General features: G+C 69.5%; 15 protein-coding genes, 1 rRNA gene and 1 riboswitch. Of the genes, 13 read left to right on the top strand and 3 right to left on the bottom strand.

What is annotated here, in order from left to right:
* The 11 genes from rrf to ACZ6AA_RS12570 all read left to right on the top strand — a co-directional run.
* Positions 1-94 (top strand): 5S ribosomal RNA (gene rrf / locus ACZ6AA_RS12620); the annotation flags it as partial.
* A gap of 175 nt (positions 95-269) precedes the next feature.
* A complete protein-coding gene (locus ACZ6AA_RS12615; protein WP_087883245.1) occupies positions 270-878 on the top strand; it encodes a CDP-alcohol phosphatidyltransferase family protein in 609 nt (202 codons plus the stop codon).
* Positions 879-990: 112 nt separating this feature from the next.
* Entirely contained in the window at positions 991-3,486 is a 2,496-nt protein-coding gene (locus ACZ6AA_RS12610; protein WP_468462220.1) for a sugar phosphate nucleotidyltransferase, read from the top strand.
* An 89-nt stretch (positions 3,487-3,575) separates the two neighbouring features.
* Positions 3,576-4,475 carry a DUF881 domain-containing protein gene (locus tag ACZ6AA_RS12605; RefSeq protein ID WP_468462222.1) on the top strand — a complete coding sequence of 300 codons (900 nt, stop codon included), beginning with the start codon at positions 3,576-3,578 and terminating at the stop codon, positions 4,473-4,475.
* Positions 4,472-4,804, top strand: coding sequence for a small basic family protein (locus tag ACZ6AA_RS12600; protein WP_003988855.1), 333 nt, complete (start codon positions 4,472-4,474; stop codon positions 4,802-4,804). Before ACZ6AA_RS12605 ends, ACZ6AA_RS12600 begins: the two co-directional genes overlap by 4 nt.
* Before the next feature lie 65 nt (positions 4,805-4,869).
* Positions 4,870-5,703 (top strand): DUF881 domain-containing protein, encoded by an 834-nt coding sequence (locus ACZ6AA_RS12595; RefSeq protein ID WP_471457887.1) that lies wholly within the window; start codon positions 4,870-4,872, stop codon positions 5,701-5,703.
* Positions 5,704-5,842: 139 nt separating this feature from the next.
* On the top strand, positions 5,843-6,727 hold the full coding sequence (locus tag ACZ6AA_RS12590; protein WP_468462224.1) for an FHA domain-containing protein: 885 nt from the start codon (positions 5,843-5,845) through the stop codon (positions 6,725-6,727).
* Positions 6,728-6,770: 43 nt separating this feature from the next.
* Complete coding sequence (ftsR, locus tag ACZ6AA_RS12585) at positions 6,771-7,514, top strand: transcriptional regulator FtsR (RefSeq protein WP_468462226.1); 744 nt, start codon at positions 6,771-6,773, stop codon at positions 7,512-7,514.
* A gap of 53 nt (positions 7,515-7,567) precedes the next feature.
* Positions 7,568-8,041 (top strand): bifunctional nuclease family protein, encoded by a 474-nt coding sequence (locus tag ACZ6AA_RS12580; RefSeq protein ID WP_005475662.1) that lies wholly within the window; start codon positions 7,568-7,570, stop codon positions 8,039-8,041.
* 247 nt (positions 8,042-8,288) lie between these two features.
* Positions 8,289-8,921 (top strand): MerR family transcriptional regulator, encoded by a 633-nt coding sequence (locus tag ACZ6AA_RS12575; RefSeq protein ID WP_468462228.1) that lies wholly within the window; start codon positions 8,289-8,291, stop codon positions 8,919-8,921.
* Between the two features lie 92 nt (positions 8,922-9,013).
* Complete coding sequence (locus ACZ6AA_RS12570) at positions 9,014-10,759, top strand: DNA polymerase IV (protein ID WP_471457820.1); 1,746 nt, start codon at positions 9,014-9,016, stop codon at positions 10,757-10,759.
* A gap of 318 nt (positions 10,760-11,077) precedes the next feature.
* On the opposite strand, the gene ACZ6AA_RS12565 is transcribed toward ACZ6AA_RS12570, so the two are convergent.
* Positions 11,078-11,440 (bottom strand): PRC-barrel domain-containing protein, encoded by a 363-nt coding sequence (locus tag ACZ6AA_RS12565; RefSeq protein ID WP_030358584.1) that lies wholly within the window; start codon positions 11,438-11,440, stop codon positions 11,078-11,080.
* A 185-nt stretch (positions 11,441-11,625) separates the two neighbouring features.
* Positions 11,626-11,723, top strand: a riboswitch (glycine riboswitch).
* Positions 11,724-11,911: 188 nt separating this feature from the next.
* Here ACZ6AA_RS12565 and gcvP point away from each other — a divergent pair.
* On the top strand, positions 11,912-14,800 hold the full coding sequence (gcvP, locus tag ACZ6AA_RS12560) for an aminomethyl-transferring glycine dehydrogenase (protein WP_468462232.1): 2,889 nt from the start codon (positions 11,912-11,914) through the stop codon (positions 14,798-14,800).
* A 95-nt stretch (positions 14,801-14,895) separates the two neighbouring features.
* On the opposite strand, the gene ACZ6AA_RS12555 is transcribed toward gcvP, so the two are convergent.
* A complete protein-coding gene (locus ACZ6AA_RS12555) occupies positions 14,896-15,102 on the bottom strand; it encodes a DUF5999 family protein (RefSeq protein WP_190120131.1) in 207 nt (68 codons plus the stop codon).
* A gap of 357 nt (positions 15,103-15,459) precedes the next feature.
* A complete protein-coding gene (locus tag ACZ6AA_RS12550) occupies positions 15,460-16,044 on the bottom strand; it encodes a hypothetical protein (RefSeq protein ID WP_471457817.1) in 585 nt (194 codons plus the stop codon).
* Between the two features lie 483 nt (positions 16,045-16,527).
* Between ACZ6AA_RS12550 and ACZ6AA_RS12545 the strand changes: the two genes are divergently transcribed.
* A complete protein-coding gene (locus ACZ6AA_RS12545; RefSeq protein ID WP_468462236.1) occupies positions 16,528-18,048 on the top strand; it encodes a glutamate-cysteine ligase family protein in 1,521 nt (506 codons plus the stop codon).
* Positions 18,049-18,061: the final 13 nt, after the last annotated feature.

Below are 18,061 nucleotides of genomic sequence, written 5' to 3'. Positions count from 1 at the left end.
AACGCCCGGTTACATTCCGAACCCGGAAGCTAAGCCTTACAGCGCCGATGGTACTGCAGGGGGGACCCTGTGGGAGAGTAGGACGCCGCCGAACTTGATTTGATAAAGCCGTGGTCCCAGGACATATGTCCTGGGACCACGGCTTTTTTGTTTTCTGGAACCTTTTCCGGGCTTTCCTGGAGCCGCGCCACCCCCTCTGCACGGCCGTCTGACAACTGACGGTAAGGTCAGGGGGCATCATTGGCTCGTTCCCCACAGGAGGCCCCCGGGTGGAGGTCCAGGAGACTCGCGTCCAGACGGACCGGGTCCTCACCATCCCGAACATCCTCAGCATGGCGCGTCTCGTAGGTGTGCCCCTCTTCCTGTGGCTGATCCTCAGGCCGGAGTTCGGCGGGCCGAACAGTGACGGCTGGGCGCTGCTGGTGCTCGCGCTGAGCGGCGTCAGCGACTATCTCGACGGCAAACTGGCGCGGCGATGGAACCAGATCAGCAACCTGGGCCGGCTCCTCGACCCGGCAGCCGATCGGCTGTATATCCTCTCGACGCTTGTCGGCCTCACCTGGCGCGAGATTCTTCCGCTGTGGGTGACCGCGCTGCTACTGCTGCGCGAACTGGTTCTGCTGGTGATGGTCTGGATCCTCCGACGGCACGGCTATCCGCCGCCGCAGGTGAACTTCCTCGGCAAGGCCGCGACCTTCAACCTGATGTACGCCTTTCCGCTGCTGCTGCTCAGTGACGGAAGTGGCTGGATCCATACACTCGCTGCTATTTTCGGATGGGCGTTCGCCGGATGGGGTACAACCCTGTACTGGTGGGCAGGGATCCTCTACGTGGTTCAGGTCCGCCGACTTGTCAAGACGGATGCCATGGCCGATTGAGCCCGTCAAAATGACGGGTGGGGCGGCCGGAAGGCTCGTACCTGAGTGAACGGGCCAATCCTGGCAGGCTGAGTCGGCTAGATCGTCGTCTATCAAGGAGGACGTTTCCGACATGAAGGCCGTCGTGATGGCCGGAGGCGAAGGCACCCGCCTGCGCCCCATGACCTCGAGCATGCCCAAGCCGCTCCTGCCGGTGGCCAACCGGCCGATCATGGAGCATGTGCTGCGCCTGCTGAAGAAGCATGGGCTCACCGAGACCGTAGTGACAGTCCAGTTCCTGGCGTCGCTCGTCAAGAATTACTTCGGCGACGGTGAAGAGCTCGGGATGGAGCTCACCTATGCCAATGAGGAGAAGCCACTCGGCACTGCCGGCAGCGTGAAGAACGCTGAAGAAGCGCTGAAGGACGATGCCTTTGTCGTCATCTCCGGTGACGCTCTGACCGACTTCGACCTCACCGATCTGATCCGCTTCCACAAGGAGAAAGGCGCACTTGTCACAGTCTGCCTGACACGCGTCCCCAATCCGCTGGAATTCGGCATCACCATCGTCGACGAAGAAGGCAAGGTCGAGCGCTTCCTGGAGAAGCCGACCTGGGGGCAGGTCTTCTCCGACACGGTGAACACGGGCATCTACGTGATGGAGCCCGAGGTCTTCGACTACGTCGAGGCGGATGTGCCGGTCGACTGGTCGGGTGACGTCTTCCCGCAGCTCATGAAGGAAGGCAAGCCCGTCTACGGCTACATCGCCGAGGGCTACTGGGAGGACGTCGGCACCCACGAGAGCTATGTGAAGGCCCAGGCGGACGTCCTTGAAGGCAAGGTCGACGTGGAACTCGACGGCTTCGAGATCTCGCCCGGCGTATGGGTCGCCGAAGGCGCCGAAGTGCATCCCGACGCCGTACTCCGCGGTCCGCTGTACGTCGGTGACTACGCGAAGATCGAAGCGGACGCCGAGATCCGTGAGCACACAGTCGTCGGCTCGAACGTCGTGGTGAAGAGCGGAGCGTTCCTGCACAAGGCGGTCGTGCACGACAACGTCTACATCGGGCAGCACAGCAATCTGAGAGGCTGCGTCGTCGGGAAGAACACCGACATCATGCGGGCCGCCCGTATCGAGGACGGCGCCGTCATCGGCGACGAATGCCTTGTCGGCGAAGAATCGATCATCCAGGGCAATGTGCGGGTCTATCCGTTCAAGACAATCGAGGCCGGAGCGTTCGTCAACACCTCCGTCATCTGGGAGTCCCGCGGACAGGCGCATCTCTTCGGAGCCCGCGGCGTCTCCGGCATCCTGAACGTGGAGATCACTCCGGAACTCGCCGTGCGGCTCGCCGGAGCGTACGCGACGACGCTCAAGAAGGGCTCCACCGTCACCACGGCGCGTGACCACTCCCGAGGCGCGCGGGCCCTGAAGCGGGCCGTGATCTCCGCACTCCAGGCCAGTGCCATCGACGTACGCGACCTGGAGAACGTGCCTCTGCCGGTCGCGCGGCAGCAGACGGCGCGTGGCAGTGCCGGCGGCATCATGATCCGTACGACGACGGGGGTGCCGGACTCCGTCGACATCATGTTCTTCGACGGGCGCGGGGCGGACCTCTCGCAGGCCAGCCAGCGCAAGCTGGACCGTGTGTACGCGCGCCAGGAGTACCGGCGTGCGTTCCCCGGCGAGATCGGGGACCTGCACTTCCCCGCCAGTGTCTTCGACTCCTACACCGGGTCGCTGCTGCGCAATGTCGACACGACGGGCATCGCCGAGTCGGAGCTCAAGGTCGTCGTGGACGCGTCCAACGGCAGCGCAGGGCTCGTCCTGCCCAGCCTCCTCGGGAAGCTCGGCGTCGACGCGCTGACGATCAACCCGGGGCTCGACGAGTCGCGGCCCACCGAGTCCGCCGACGCGCGCCGGTCCGGTCTGATGCGGCTCGGCGAGATCGTGGCGTCGGCGCGCGCGGCCTTCGGGGTGCGCTTCGACCCCGTGGGGGAGCGGCTCTCGCTCGTCGACGAGAAGGGGCGGATCGTCGAGGACGACCGGGCTCTGCTGGTGATGCTGGACCTGGTGGCCGCGGAGCGGCGCAGTGGGCGGGTCGCGTTGCCGGTGACCACGACACGTATCGCCGAGCAGGTCGCGGCGTACCACGGCACCCAGGTGGAGTGGACGACGACGTCACCGGACGATCTGACCCGGGTCGGGCGCGGCGATTCGACAGTCTTCGGCGGGGACGGGCGCGGTGGGTTCATCGTGCCCGAGTTCAGCAGCGTCTTCGACGGCACAGCGGCGTTCGTGCGGCTCATCGGGCTTGTGGCGCGTACGCAGCTCACGCTCAGCCAGATCGACGCCAGGATCCCGCGCGCGCACGTCCTGAGGCGTGACCTCGCCACTCCCTGGGCCGTCAAGGGCCTGGTGATGCGGCATGTCGTGGAGGCCGCGGGCGAGCGGTCCGTGGACACGACGGACGGCGTACGGGTCGTGGAGGCCGACGGACGCTGGGTGCTCGTCCTGCCCGACCCGGCGGAGGCCGTCACGCACCTGTGGGCCGAGGGGCCCGACGACGCGTCCGCCCAGGCGCTGCTCGACGAGTGGGCCGCGGTGGTGGACAGCGCCGGGCACTGATGGCGCATATGTGCCGGACAGCACCCGTAAGTGGCGCTGTCCGGCACGCCGGTGGGGCCGTTCGGAGGTAGTGCCCGCGACGTGCGACGATGTGCGGCATGCCGCAGCAGCCCCCCGTTCGGAGCACCGTCTCGCGCCCTCGGCGCCCGGACGCCTCCATGTCGCTGCTCACCACCGTCATGGACCACAGCCTGGACGAGGGGTACGCGGAGGCCGCCGCACGCAAGAGGGAAACCGGCACAGGTGGAGTCCCCAAGACGCTGCGGGCCAAGCTGGGTCTCGCGGTGGGTCTGGTGCTCGCCGCGCTTGTGGTGACCGTGGGTGCGGCGCAGGCGCGGATAGCGGCGCCGGAGCTGGCCAAGGAGCGCTCCGAGCTGATCGAACGGGTCGAGTCGGCGACCGCGGACGCGGACAAGCTCGAGGACGAGGTCGACGACCTGCGCGGCGATGTGAGCGCGCGTCAGCGTGCCGCGCTGGAGAAGCACGGCGGCGGCCGGGCCGAGTTGGTGTCGCTGCTGTCCGGCGCGACGGAAGTGCACGGACCCGGTGTGAAGCTCGTGGTCGACGACAAGAAGGAAGCCGATCAGGGCGGCGGCGGTCCGCGGGAGAGCTCCGGATTCTCCGACAACGGCCGGGTGCGGGACCGCGATATGCAGCGGGTCGTCAACGGCCTGTGGGAGTCGGGCGCCGAGGCCATCGCGATCAACGATCAGCGGCTGACCGCGCTGTCGGCGATCAGGGCGGCCGGTGACGCGATACTGGTCGACAACAAGCCGCTGGTGCCGCCGTATACGGTGCTCGCGGTGGGTGACGGGCAGCGGCTGAGCACGAGGTTCCAGAACAGCGTCGACGGCCAGTATCTGCACGGTCTGCAGGAGAACTTCGGCGTCCGGACCAGCATTTCCGCGGTGGACGACGTCCGGCTTCCGGCCGCGCCCAGTGTGACCGTACGAACAGCAGAGCCGAAGGCAGGAAAGGGCACATCGTGATCGCCGTACTGGGCCTCGTCGTGGGAGTCGTGGCCGGATTGTTGGTTCGGCCCGAGGTTCCGGCGGTCGTCGAGCCGTATCTTCCGATCGCCGTGGTGGCCGCGCTCGACGCGGTGTTCGGCGGTCTGCGCGCGATGCTCGACGGCATCTTCGACGACAAGGTCTTCGTGGTGTCGTTCCTGTCGAACGTGGTGGTGGCCGCGCTGATCGTCTTCCTGGGCGACAAGCTGGGGGTGGGCGCGCAGCTGTCCACCGGTGTCGTCGTGGTCCTCGGTATCCGCATCTTCTCCAACGCCGCGGCGATCCGTCGGCACGTCTTCAGGGCGTGACGCCGATGAGTCCCATGAATCCCATGGACCCCGAGAACCCCAAGAATCCCGAGAACCCCGAGAACATGGGCGGCCCGGCTCAGGACGGCAGGCGCAGGGAACTGCCCGCCGAGGTCCCGGTGACGCCCCGCACGGCCGCTGACAGGCCGCCTGGCGAGCAGAGCGGCGGGCCGTCCCTGACCGGGCGTCAGAGGCTCGTACAGGGGATCTGGCCGCCGCGCCTGACGCGGGCGCAACTCATCGTGGCCCTGCTGCTGTTCGTCCTCGGCCTCGGGCTCGCCATCCAGGTGCGGTCCACGAACGACAGCAGTGCGCTGCGCGGGGCACGTCAGGAAGATCTCGTACGTATTCTCGATGAACTGGATGACCGAACTCAGCGTCTGGAAGATGAGAAGCGGAGACTGGAGGAACAGCGCACCGGTCTCGAGAACAGCTCGGACCAGGCCGAGGAGGCCCGCAAACAGACCGCCGAGAGAGAACGACAGCTCGGCATTCTGGCGGGCACCGTGGCCGCGCAGGGTCCCGGCATCACGCTGACGATCGACGACAAGAAGGGGACGGTTGAGGCTGACATGCTGCTCGACGCCATCCAGGAGTTGCGCGCCGCCGGTGCGGAGGCCATCCAGGTCAATGACGTCAGGGTGGTCGCCAGTACGCATCTGTCGGACGCGACGGGCGGTGGTGTGCGGGTGGACGGCCGGAAGGTCTCCGCGCCCTACCGCTTCAAGGTCATCGGCAAGCCGCAGGACCTGGAGCCGGCGCTGAACATCCCTGGCGGGGTGGTGCAGACTCTGGAGAAGGAGCAGGCCACGGTGACTGTCGCACGTACGGAGAAGATCGTCGTGGATGCCTTGCGACCGGCGAAGCGGCCTGACTACGCTCGGTCGTCCTCCCAGTGAGCCGGGGGCGCATGGGGGCCATTGGTCCAGGGCATGAGGTTGCGGGGGGTCGGCGCACCGCAGATGGGGTGCGTGGTGGAAACTGTTTGGCGGCTCCGGACGTTGTGAGGATGTCCGTGGTGCCGCGGTATGACGGTGTGTGCAATCAGGGTTCGTCCTGCCCCACGGGCGGGTCTGTTTCGGTCAAGGGGAATCGCCCGTGAAGTTGTTTGCGAAGTTGTTCGGCAAGAGCGCACGTGAAGACGCCCGTCATCGTGCGCCGCGCGCTGGAGACGTGCCGGAGACGCAGGTGGGCGAGCGCCCGCTGTTCCGGGACCAGGTCGGCGGAGACAATTCGGGCGGACAGGGCGCGTCGTCTGTTGACCCTGCCAGTTCCGGCCGCATAGGTTTCGGGGAACCGTCAACCTCAAGTACGGGTGGAGGGTTTACCCCTGACCCGTACGCGTCCAATGCCCCTGGGGGGCAGCCGCGGCAGGAGGATCCGTCCATGTCGGCCCTGGTGTGTACGAGGTGCGGGAACCGCAACGCGCAGGCGAGCCGGTTCTGTTCCAACTGCGGTGCGCCGCTGCGGGCCGGAGCGGTCGCCGAGCGTCCGTCCGAGACCACTTCGACGATCTCCATCTCCGGACTCGAGGCCTACGACGCCGAGGTCACGGGGCAGACGCCGTCTCCGGCGCTGTCGCCCGAGGCCCAGGCGGCCGTGGACGCGCTGCCGCTCGGCTCGGCGCTGCTCGTGGTGCGACGCGGTCCGAACTCGGGCAGCCGCTTCCTCCTCGACGGTGAGCTGACGACGGCGGGACGCCACCCGCAGAGCGACATCTTCCTGGACGACGTGACCGTGTCGCGCCGCCACGTGGAGTTCCGTCGCCTCGCGGACGGCTCCTTCACCGTCGCCGACGTGGGCAGCCTCAACGGCACGTATGTGAACCGGGAGCGGATCGACTCCGTCGCGCTGTCCAACGGCGACGAGGTGCAGATCGGCAAGTACCGGCTGGTCTTCTACGCGAGCCAGCGGGGCATCTGACCCTCCCCCAGACTCCGTCTGGGGGGACCCCCAGGGAAGGTCCATGCTGCACACAACGAGGGGCGGTGCCGGAAACGGCACCGCCGCCGCGGACCGTCGGCTGATGAGCATCGGCACCGTGCTGAACGCGCTGCGTGACGAATTTCCCGAGGTCACCATCTCCAAGATCAGGTTCTTGGAGTCCGAAGGGCTCATCGAGCCGCAGCGCACGCCGTCCGGCTACCGCAAGTTCAGCCCGGAGGACGTCGAGCGGCTCGGGTACGTCCTGCGGATGCAGCGCGACCACTACCTGCCGCTCAAGGTGATCCGCGAGCAGCTGGACGCCACGGAGCGCGGTGAGGTCCCCACCGTTCCCGCGCCCGGGCAGTCGCCCGAGTCCGCCGACAGCGAACTCCCGGAGGCCGACGAGGAGCGCACGGCGGCACGGCTGGGCCGGGACACCCTGCTTGCCGCCGCCGAGGCCGACGAGCACCAGCTCGCCGAGTGGGAGACGTACGGCCTGGTCACGCCCCTGCCCGACGGCAGTTACGACGCGGACGCCGTGACGGTGGCCGCGCTGGTCGTCGAACTCGGGCGATTCGGTATCGAACCCCGCCATCTGCGGGCCATGAAAGCGGCCGCGGACCGGGAGGCGGGCCTCGTCGACCAGGTCGTCGCGCCGCTGCGCAGGCACCGCAATCCGCAGACCAGGGCCCATGCGGAAGCCCGTACGAAGGAGCTCGCGGGGCTCACTGGCAGGCTGCACGCGGCGCTCGTGCACAGTGCGCTCGGCGTCCGGGTGCGCTGACCCGATCGGTGCCCGACTACCCAAACCTGCCGGGCACGTCCTAGGGTTGCTGTGTGAACGAGCTCGACGTCGTAGGTGTCCGGGTCGAAATGCCCTCCAACCAGCCGATCGTGCTCCTGCGTGAAGTGGGAGGCGACCGGTACCTCCCCATCTGGATCGGACCAGGGGAGGCGACCGCCATCGCCTTCGCACAGCAGGGCATGGCGCCCGCACGGCCGCTGACGCACGACCTGTTCAAGGACGTGCTGGAGGCTGTCGGCCAGGAGCTCACCGAAGTGCGCATCACCGACCTGCGGGAAGGCGTGTTCTACGCCGAGCTGGTCTTCGCCAGTGGAGTCGAGGTGAGCGCGCGGCCCTCCGACGCCATAGCGCTCGCGCTGCGCACCGGGACGCCGATCTTCGGCAGTGACGGGGTGCTCGACGACGCCGGGATCGCCATTCCGGACGAGCAGGAGGACGAGGTGGAGAAGTTCCGCGAGTTCCTCGATCAGATCTCGCCCGAGGACTTCGGCACCAACAGCCAGTGAGCGGCGCTCGGCGGCGAATCCGGTGCCTCGGTCGGCCGTCGGTGGCCGGTGGCGCGCCGTTGTTCGTCAGCCCGTAGGACCTCTCCGGGAGGCCGTCCCCGGATCATTCGGCTAGCCTTTCCCCGCAGCGTGGGAGGGGAAACCACTCGCAGGGTGATTATCACCCGGCGTGCCGAGTGTGGCGTTCGTTGACGAGCCCCTGGTGACTGCCTACCGTCGAGGAGGCAGGTCAAGGACGGAGGTCGGCGTGAGAAGCAGCGGCGACGGCACAGCGGTGGGCGGTCCGTACCCGCATCACAGCAGCTCGGCCGATCACTCTCCGAAGCGCCCGGTGGCAGTGCACGGTGGCACCTCCGGACCGGAAGGTCAGGGGGAGAGTCCCGAGCAGGACCGGGTCGGATATCGGGGGCCCACGGCGTGCGCCGCCGCGGGCATCACATACCGCCAGTTGGACTACTGGGCGCGGACCGGGCTCGTCGAGCCCAGTGTGCGCGCCGCCGGTGGCTCCGGGACCCAGCGGCTCTACAGCTTCCGTGACGTGGTCGTTCTGAAGATCGTGAAGCGGTTCCTCGACACCGGGGTGTCGCTGCAGAACATCCGCACCACGGTCCAGCATCTGCGTGACAGCGGATTCCGGGACCTGGAGCGCACGACGCTGATGAGCGACGGGGCGACGGTCTACGAATGCACCTCGCCCAACGAGGTGCACGATCTGCTCCAGGGCGGGCAGGGCGTCTTCGGGATCGCCGTGGGCGTCGTGTGGCGCGATGTGGAGGCCGCGCTGTCGCAGCTCCACGGGGAGCGCATCGACACCGGGGAGACCCTGATGGGGCACCACCCCGGGGACGAGCTCGCGAGGCGGCGCAACCGGGCCGTGTGAGGCGGTCGGCGGCGGCCGGCAGTGGTCCTGGCGGGGCGGTTGTGCCTGGTGGCTCAGGGGCATTGTCAGTGGCTTGGGGCAGCATCGGAGATGTGAGGACCGCGCCGACGATTCTGCATCTCGACATGGACGCCTTCTACGCGTCCGCCGAGCAGGCTGCCAAACCGAGCCTGCGGGGCAAGGCTGTCGTCGTCGGCGGGCTCGGCCCGCGCGGTGTGGTCGCCACCGCCTCCTACGAGGCGCGTCGGTTCGGGGTGCACTCGGCGATGCCCATGGGGCAGGCGCGGCGGCTCGCGCCGAACGCCGCGTACCTCGTGCCCCGGTTCTCGTTCTACCGGGAGATCAGCGACCAGGTGATGCGGCTCCTGCGGGAGCTGTCGCCGTTGGTGGAGCCGCTGAGCCTGGATGAGGCCTTCGTGGACCTGGAGGCGGGCGGCGTCGCGGCGGACGAGGCGGCCGCGCGGGCCGTGGGGGAGCGGTTGCGGGCGGACATCCTGCGGGTCACGGGGCTGACCGGGTCCGTGGGGCTCGCCGTGTCCAAGATGCTGGCGAAGATCGCCTCCGAGCAGGCCAAGCCGGACGGGCTTGTGCTGATATCGCCGGGCACGGAGCGGGAACTGCTCGCGCCCATGACCGTGCGGACGCTGCCAGGGGTGGGGCCCGCCACCGGCGACCACCTGCGACGGGCCGGGATCACCACCGTCGGGGAGCTGGCCGAGGCCGGGGAGGACGAGCTCGTACGGCTCCTGGGGAAGGCCCACGGCGGGTCGCTGTACGCGATGGCGCTGGCGCGGGACGAGCGGCCCGTGGTGGCCGAGCGGGACACCAAGTCGGTCAGCGTCGAGGACACGTACGACGTGGACATCCACGACCGGGTACGGGTCCGGATGGAGGTGGCGCGCCTTGCCGACCGGTGCGTGCGGCGGCTGCGGGACGCGGGGCACTCCGGGCGGACCATCGTGCTGAAGGTGCGGCGCTTCGACTTCTCGACCCTGACGCGCTCCGAGACGCTGCGCGGCCCCACGGACGACCCCGGGGTGGTGCGGGAGGCGGCCGCACGGCTCCTCGAGTCCGTGGACACGACGGGTGGGGTGCGGTTGCTGGGGGTGGGGGTGAGCGGGCTTGCGGACTACACGCAGGAGGATTTGTTCGCTCAGGCTCAGGCGCAGGTCGATGCTGCGGAGGCGGAGGCGGAGACGAGTGTGGGGGCCGGTGTGGCTGGGGCGGACGTTCAGGGTGTGGTGGGCGTGAGTGTGGGTGCGCGTGTGGGGGTTCGGGACGGGGTGGAGCTTGGGGTGGGGGAGTGGGGTGGCGGTGAGGTGCTGGCTGAGGACGGGCGGGGTGAGGCTGCGGGAGCGGGTGAATCTGGTGGTGTGGGGGCTCGTGATGCGGTGATTGGGGGTGTTGGGCCTGGTGGTGGGGGGTCTGGCGGTGGCGGGGCCGCCAGCGGTGGCGGGCTTGGTGGTGGAGTGGCTGGTGGTGGTGACAGCGGTGGTGGGGAGTCTGTGGCGTTGGCTGAGCGCAGGTGGTCGGCCGGGCATGACGTGCGGCATGCGGTGCATGGGGCGGGGTGGGTGCAGGGGAGTGGTTTGGGGCGGGTGACGGTGCGGTTCGAGACGCCGGGGTCGGCGCCGGGGCGGGTGCGGACGTTCCGGACGGATGATCCGGAGCTGGAGCTGTCGGATCCGTTGCCGTTGGTGGCTGAGGACGGGGAGGTGGGGGAGGCCGCCGAGGGGGGTTCTGCTGGGGGCGCTGGGGCTACGGGGGAGCCTGGGGTGGCTGGAAGCGGGGAGGGGCCGGGGGCGGGCGGGACGCCAGCGGTATCGGAGGCGCTGTGAGGACCGAGGGCTCTGCGGGGCCCTGACGACGCCACCGGGAGAGGCGGCCGTGACTGGCCAGCAGCGGGCCACAGAGGGCCATAGAGAGCTATGGCGGGCCCACGGCGAGCTGGGGTGAGCCGCGTGGGGCCGGGTTGGGCCGTGTGGGCCGGGGCAGGATGCGTGAGCCGGGGCGGGCCGCGTGAGCTGGGTTGGGCTGTGCGAGCCGGGATGAGCCTCGTGAACCAGGGCGGGCCGCGTGAGGCGGTGCGGGACGCCCGGGTCGGATGGGGGTACGTGGGCCGGGTCGGGGCGGCGGCGGGAATTCGACGCCGTCGGTTACGCGGACGTCTGGCCGAAGTCCGCGTCCGGCGGGGGCGGCGGTGGCGCCAGGTCCAGGCCGTAGTGGCGGTAGAGCTGGAGTTCCTGTTCCGGGGACAGATGGCGGCCGACGCCGAAGTCCGGGGCGTCCTTGATCAGGGCGCGTTCGAAAGGGACCCGGAGGGTGCCGTCGTCGACCAGCTCGCTGGGCTCCAGGGGGACGAAGGCGTCCCTGCTGAACAGCCCCGTCCGTATGGCGGCCCACTCCGGCGCACCGGTGGCATCGTCGAGATAGACCTCGTCGACTGTGCCGATCTTGGCCCCGTCGCGGTCGAACGCCTTGCGGCCGATCAGGTTGCGCGGATCGATATCGGTCTGCACGGGCCCTCCAACTGGTCGCGAGTCGTTCGTGCTCGTACCTGCTTGTGCGTACTCGTACCTGCTCGTACGTGCTAGTACGTACTCGTCCAGAATTCGCTCGTCATCACTACGAAAGAGCACATCGAGGCGGGCGGCCACTCGAGGGATCGGCCGCGGTCCTCGCTGGTAGGCTGGCGAGTGGCTGTTGACCCCGTGCGGGAGAGCTCTTCGGTGGCAGCACCGGAGGCGCCGAAGGAGCAACTCCTCCCCGGAATCTCTCAGGCCCATGTACCGCACGGACGAGGTCACTCTGGAAAGCAGGGCGGGCGTCGGGCGGGCACGTTCGGAACCCTTCCTCACCGACGGTGAAAGCAGCGCTGCCCTCGGGCGGTGCTGTGAAGCTCTCAGGTTGAGATGACAGAGGGGGAGGCCGTCCGGGTACCCGCGCCGTGGTGCCCCTCGCAGGTCGTGTCAGACCAGGAGGCCTCCGCAATGACCGCCACTCCTCGTACTCCGCTCTCGCAGCTGGAGCAGGGAATCCCCTTCGAACAGCGGCACATCGGACCCGATGCAGAAGCCCGCGCCAAGATGCTCGCCCAGGTCGGGTACGGCTCCCTCGACGAGCTGACGGCCGCCGCGGTGCCGGATGTGATCAAGAACGCCGACGCCCTCGAGCTGCCCGGCGCGCGGACCGAGGCCGAGGTCCTGGCCGAGCTGCGCTCCCTCGCCGACCGCAACCAGGTCCTCGACTCGATGATCGGGCTCGGCTACTACGGCACGTTCACGCCGCCGGTGATCCTGCGGAACGTGATGGAGAACCCGGCTTGGTACACGGCGTACACGCCGTACCAGCCGGAGATCTCGCAGGGCCGTCTGGAGGCGCTCCTCAACTTCCAGACCGTCGTCGCCGACCTGACCGGACTGCCCACCTCCGGTGCCTCGCTGCTCGACGAGGGCACCGCCGCCGCCGAGGCCATGGCGCTCTCCCGGCGCCTGGGCAAGGTCAAGAACGGCGTCTTCCTCGTCGACGCCGACGTGCTGCCGCAGACCGTCGCCGTGATCCAGACCCGCGCCGAGCCGACCGGTGTCGAGGTCGTCGTCGCGGACCTGACGGACGGCATCCCGGCCGACGTCGCCGAGCGCGGCGTGGTCGGCGTGCTGCTCCAGTACCCGGGCGCCTCCGGTGCCGTACGGGACATCAAGGCGCTCATCGACCAGGCCCACGACCTGGGCGCAATCGTTTCTGTGGCCGCCGACCTGCTGGCGCTCACGCTGCTCACCTCGCCCGGTGAGCTCGGCGCGGACATCGCCGTCGGCACCACCCAGCGCTTCGGCGTCCCGATGGGCTTCGGCGGCCCGCACGCCGGCTACATGGCGGTGCGCGAGAAGTTCGCCCGCAGCCTGCCCGGACGCCTCGTGGGCGTGTCCGTCGACGCCGACGGCAACAAGGCCTACCGGCTCGCGCTGCAGACCCGTGAGCAGCACATCCGCCGCGAGAAGGCGACCAGCAACATCTGTACCGCCCAGGTGCTGCTCGCCGTCATGGCCGGGATGTACGCCGTCTACCACGGCCCCGAGGGGCTCAAGGCGATCGCGCGGCGCACCCACCGGTACGCGACGATCCTCGCCGCGGGCCTCAAGGCCGGGGGCGTCGAGGTCGTGCACGAGGCGTACTTCGACACGCTGACCGTCCGCGTGCCGGGCAAGGCCGCCGACATCGTGACCGCGGCCCGCGAGGGCGGCGTGAACATCCACCTCGTGGACGCCGACCAGGTGTCGTTCGCGTGCGACGAGACCACGACGCGCACGCAGCTCGCCGCGATCTGGACCGCGTTCGGTGTCGAGGCCGACGTCGAGGCGCTGGACGCCTCCGTCGCCGACACGCTGCCCGCCGGTCTGCAGCGCTCCGACGACTTCATGGCGCACCCGGTGTTCCACCAGTACCGCTCCGAGACCGCGATGCTGCGCTACCTGCGCCGCCTCGCCGACCGGGACTACGCGCTCGACCGCGGCATGATCCCGCTGGGCTCCTGCACCATGAAGCTCAACGCCACCACGGAGATGGAGCCGGTCACCTGGCCGGAGTTCGGCCAGCTGCACCCCTTCGCGCCCGCCCAGCAGGCCCAGGGCTATCTGACGCTGATCAGGGAGCTCGAGGAGCGGCTCGCCGAGGTCACCGGGTACGACAAGGTGTCACTGCAGCCCAACGCCGGTTCGCAGGGCGAGCTCGCCGGACTGCTCGCGGTCCGCGGCTACCACCGTGCCAACGGCGACGACCAGCGGACCGTCTGCCTGATCCCGTCCTCCGCGCACGGCACCAACGCCGCCAGCGCCGTGATGGCCGGGATGAAGGTCGTCGTGGTGAAGACCGCGGACGACGGCGAGATCGACGTCGAGGACCTGCGGGCCAAGATCGAGCAGCACCGCGACCAGCTCGCCGTCCTGATGATCACCTACCCGTCCACGCACGGTGTCTTCGAGGAGCACGTCGCCGACATCTGCGCGCAGGTGCACGACGCGGGCGGCCAGGTGTACGTCGACGGCGCCAACCTCAACGCCCTGGTGGGCCTCGCCAAGCCCGGCCACTTCGGCGGCGACGTCTCGCACCTGAACCTGCACAAGACGTTCTGCATCCCGCACGGCGGCGGCGGCCCCGGCGTCGGCCCGGTGGCCGTGCGCGGGCACCTCGCCCCGTACCTGCCCAACCACCCGCTGCAGCCCGCCGCCGGCCCCGAGACGGGCGTCGGGCCCGTCTCGGCCGCGCCGTGGGGCTCCGCCGGGATCCTGCCGATCTCCTGGGCGTACGTACGCCTCATGGGCGGTGAGGGACTCAAGCGCGCCACGCAGGTCGCCGTGCTCTCCGCGAACTACATCGCCAAGCGCCTCGAGCCGCACTTCCCGGTGCTCTACACCGGCCCCGGCGGGCTCGTCGCGCACGAGTGCATCATCGACCTGCGTCCGCTGAGCAAGTCCACGGGCGTCAGCGTCGACGACATCGCCAAGCGGCTCATCGACTACGGCTTCCACGCGCCGACCATGTCGTTCCCGGTCGCCGGCACGCTGATGATCGAGCCGACGGAGAGCGAGGACCTGGACGAGCTCGACCGGTTCTGCGAGGCGATGATCGCCATTCGCGGCGAGATCGAGAAGGTCGCGAGCGGCGAGTGGAACGCCGACGACAACCCGCTGCGCAACGCCCCGCACACCGCGGCCGCGCTCGGCGGCGACTGGGAGCACGGCTACAGCCGCGAGGAGGCCGTCTTCCCGGCCGGAGTGGTGGCAGCGGACAAGTACTGGCCGCCGGTGCGCCGTATCGACCAGGCGTACGGCGACCGGAACCTGGTCTGCTCCTGCCCGCCGCTGGATGCGTACGAGGACTGATACCGCGGCGCCGTAGGCGGATCCGCGGGCGCACATGAGTCAGGGCCGGTTCGGACAGGATGTCCGGGCCGGCCCTTGTGTGCGTGGTGGACGGCTCAGGCGGCCGTCATCACCTGGCTGGTGGCCAGCGGTCGATGCGGGGCGATGATCTCCCCGTTCGGCAGCAGCTCACCGGTGTCCTCGAAGAGCAGGACGCCGTTGCACAGCAGACTCCATCCCTGCTCCGGGTGGTGTGCCACGAGGAACGCGGCTTCCCGGTCGGCGGATTCGGCTGTCGGGCACGGTGGCTGGTGCTGGCACATGGAAGGGTTCTTTCGCTGCGTGGTGATGGTCGTGACGTCTGTCTTGCGGCTCGATGCGGTGTTCATCGCCGCCCCCCGTTTTTTGTCGGTCCGGTCCAGTGTTGCCCTACGGGCGTGATTCCGCAGGGATTTTGCTGCAGCGGTTCCTACTGCTTAATGACGTATCACCCGCCCGGACGGTTCAGCCCAACTCCCCTGTCTCTTCGGGTGGTTCGTGATAGCCGAAGTGGGCTAGTCCGGTTGGGCGGGGCGGACAGCGGGTGACGGGGCTCTGACCCGCAGCGACGGGGTCGTACGCAGCCGTGCCCCGCGGCCCGGGCGGGCGGCGGGGCACGGCAGAGCTCAGGGGTGGCGGTGTCAGGCGGGTGAGCCCAGGAGCGGGGCCGGGGTCAGGCGGTGGGTGAGCACCGGGAGCAGGTCGGCGGCGCGGTGCGGGCGGTGGGCCGCGATGCCGGGGGGTGCCGGGGCGAGGGGCACCAGGAGGTCCGTGGGGGCGAGCGGGCCGCTGGCGCCGTCGTCCGTGCAGTCGGAGTGCAGCCACAGGGTGAGCATGTACAGCTCGGGCACGGAGAGCAGCCGGGGCTGGTAGGGCTTCGGCATGGTCTCGGCGTGCCGCAGGGCCAGTTCGGCGGAGGCGATGTACGGGCCTTCGCAGAAGTGCGAGAAGGCCCAGCCGTCCGGTGTGAGCATCGTGTCGGCCGCGGCGACCGCGCGCTCGCCGCACCGGATCAGGAAGCGCCATCCGGTGAGCTTGGTCGGGGACGTGCCCGTCGCCGTGACGTGGACCAGCTCGTGGACCGGCAGCGGCAGTTCCGCGCTCGTGGGGCCCTGGGTGGCGCGCAGGACCGGCGTGCGGGCTCCGCGGACGGCGGTCGGGGAACCGAGGGCCGCGAGGACGCTGCGCAGGGCGGGCGCGGGAGCCGGGGGGACAGACAGGGGCATGGTGGGTCGCCTCTCTCATTCGACAGGCACAGTGGAGCGGGGGCAGGTGCGGACGGCGCTGTCAGCTCTGGGTCAGAGGGGCGGGGGCAGGGGGACCGCGAGCGCCAACTCTCTGCCTCAACCGCGGAGTTTATACGACGGGTGTTCAGGGAGTGTTTCGTCTAACCGTCCCGAATATCGCGGGCAAGTCACAATCCGGTCGCCCTGCTGGGGCTTTCCTCCCGATTCCGGATCGCTTCCCGAGCGATGACCTCGGTATTCTCCGCGGCCGCGGTCGGCCGATTCTCGTTGGTTTTCTTCACCACAACATGAGGATCGGAAACTGCGCGCTTCGTCATGCCTGGTGAATGTGCCGCGCGGCAACTCGCTCAAGGGTACTTGTCCATGGTCCCGCACGGGGCGTTATGGATCACATCGGCTGGGCATCATCCCCCGTACACAGCGGCCGGGTCGCCGGCGGCCGCTCCGAGGAGGGACGCTTCGATGGGCGAGAAGGTCGTGGCAGGAACGTTCGACCTGTCCGATCGTCACCAGTACCGGATCAAGCTCCGGCAGTGCCTCGCGGCGCTGGCCCGGCTCCTCGAGGAGGGGCGGTTCGACCGGCCCAAGAATCTGATGGGCCTGGAGATAGAGCTGAATCTGGCGGGGCCCGACGGCATGCCGAGAATGATGAATGCGGAAGTTCTCGAGCGCATCGCGAGTCGCGATTTCCAGACCGAGCTCGGAATGTTCAATCTGGAAGTGAACATTGCCCCGCACCGGTTGGGCGGCCGTGTTCTCGACCGGCTCGCCGAAGAGCTGCGCACCGGCCTCGCCTATGCCCACCGGAAAGCGAACGAGGTGGACGCGGGCATCGTGATGATCGGCATTCTGCCGACGCTGTCGCGCCAGGACCTGGTCTCCGCGAACCTCTCCGACGTGGACCGCTATGTGCTGCTCAACGATCAGATCGTGGCGGCGCGCGGCGAGAGCTTCGCGCTCGACATCGAGGGCGTGGAGCGCCTGACGTGTACGTCCGCGTCGATCGCGCCGGAGGCGGCCTGCACGTCGGTGCAGCTGCACCTCCAGGTCACGCCGGGGAAGTTCGCCGACGTGTGGAACGCGGCGCAGTCCGTCGCCGCCGCGCAGGTCGCGGTGGGTGCCAACGCGCCGTTCCTGTTCGGCCGCGAGCTGTGGAGCGAGTCGAGGCCACCGCTGTTCCTGCAGTCCACGGACACCCGGCCGCCCGAGCTCCAGGCGCAGGGGGTGCGGCCGCGCACCTGGTTCGGCGAGCGCTGGGTCTCGAGCGCGTACGAGCTCTTCGAGGAGAACCTGCGCTACTTCCCGGCGCTGATCCCGCTGTGCGAGGAGGAGGACCCGCTGCGCGTGCTCGACGCCGGAGGGGTGCCGCAGCTGGCGGAACTCGCCCTGCACAACGGCACGGTGTACCGCTGGAACCGTCCGGTGTACGGCATCGCCGACGGCGTACCGCACCTGCGCGTGGAGAACCGGGTGCTGCCCGCGGGGCCCACGGTGACGGACGTGATCGCCAATGCCGCCTTCTACTACGGCGTGGTGCGGGCGCTCGCCGAGGAGACACGGCCGGTGTGGTCGCGGCTGCCGTTCGAGGCGGCGGCCCGCAACTTCGACACCGCCTGCCGCTACGGCATCGAGGCGCATCTGGAGTGGCCGCGCCGGGGGCGGTACGGCGGTACGGCGCGGGTGGCCGCCGTCGATCTCGTACGCGACGAGTTGCTGCCCCTCGCCGCCGCCGGGCTCGACGCGTGGGGTGTGGAGCCCGCCGACCGCGACCTGTACCTCGGCGTGATCGAGGAGCGATGTCGCAGGCGGGTCAACGGGGCCTCCTGGCAGTCCGCCACCTACCACCGGGCCCTGGAGCGCGGCCTGGAGCGCGACGCGGCGCTCGCGGCCACCACGCGGCGCTACTGCGAGCTGATGCACACGGGCGAGCCGGTGCACACGTGGCCGGTGGGGTTGCCGGAACCGGCGTTGCCGCTGGGCTAGGGGGCGCGTCGGC

The organism is Streptomyces sp. NPDC040610, assembly GCF_055594065.1.
Note: the sequence above shows the minus strand (reverse complement) of the source record. Positions and strands in the feature narration are given on the sequence as shown.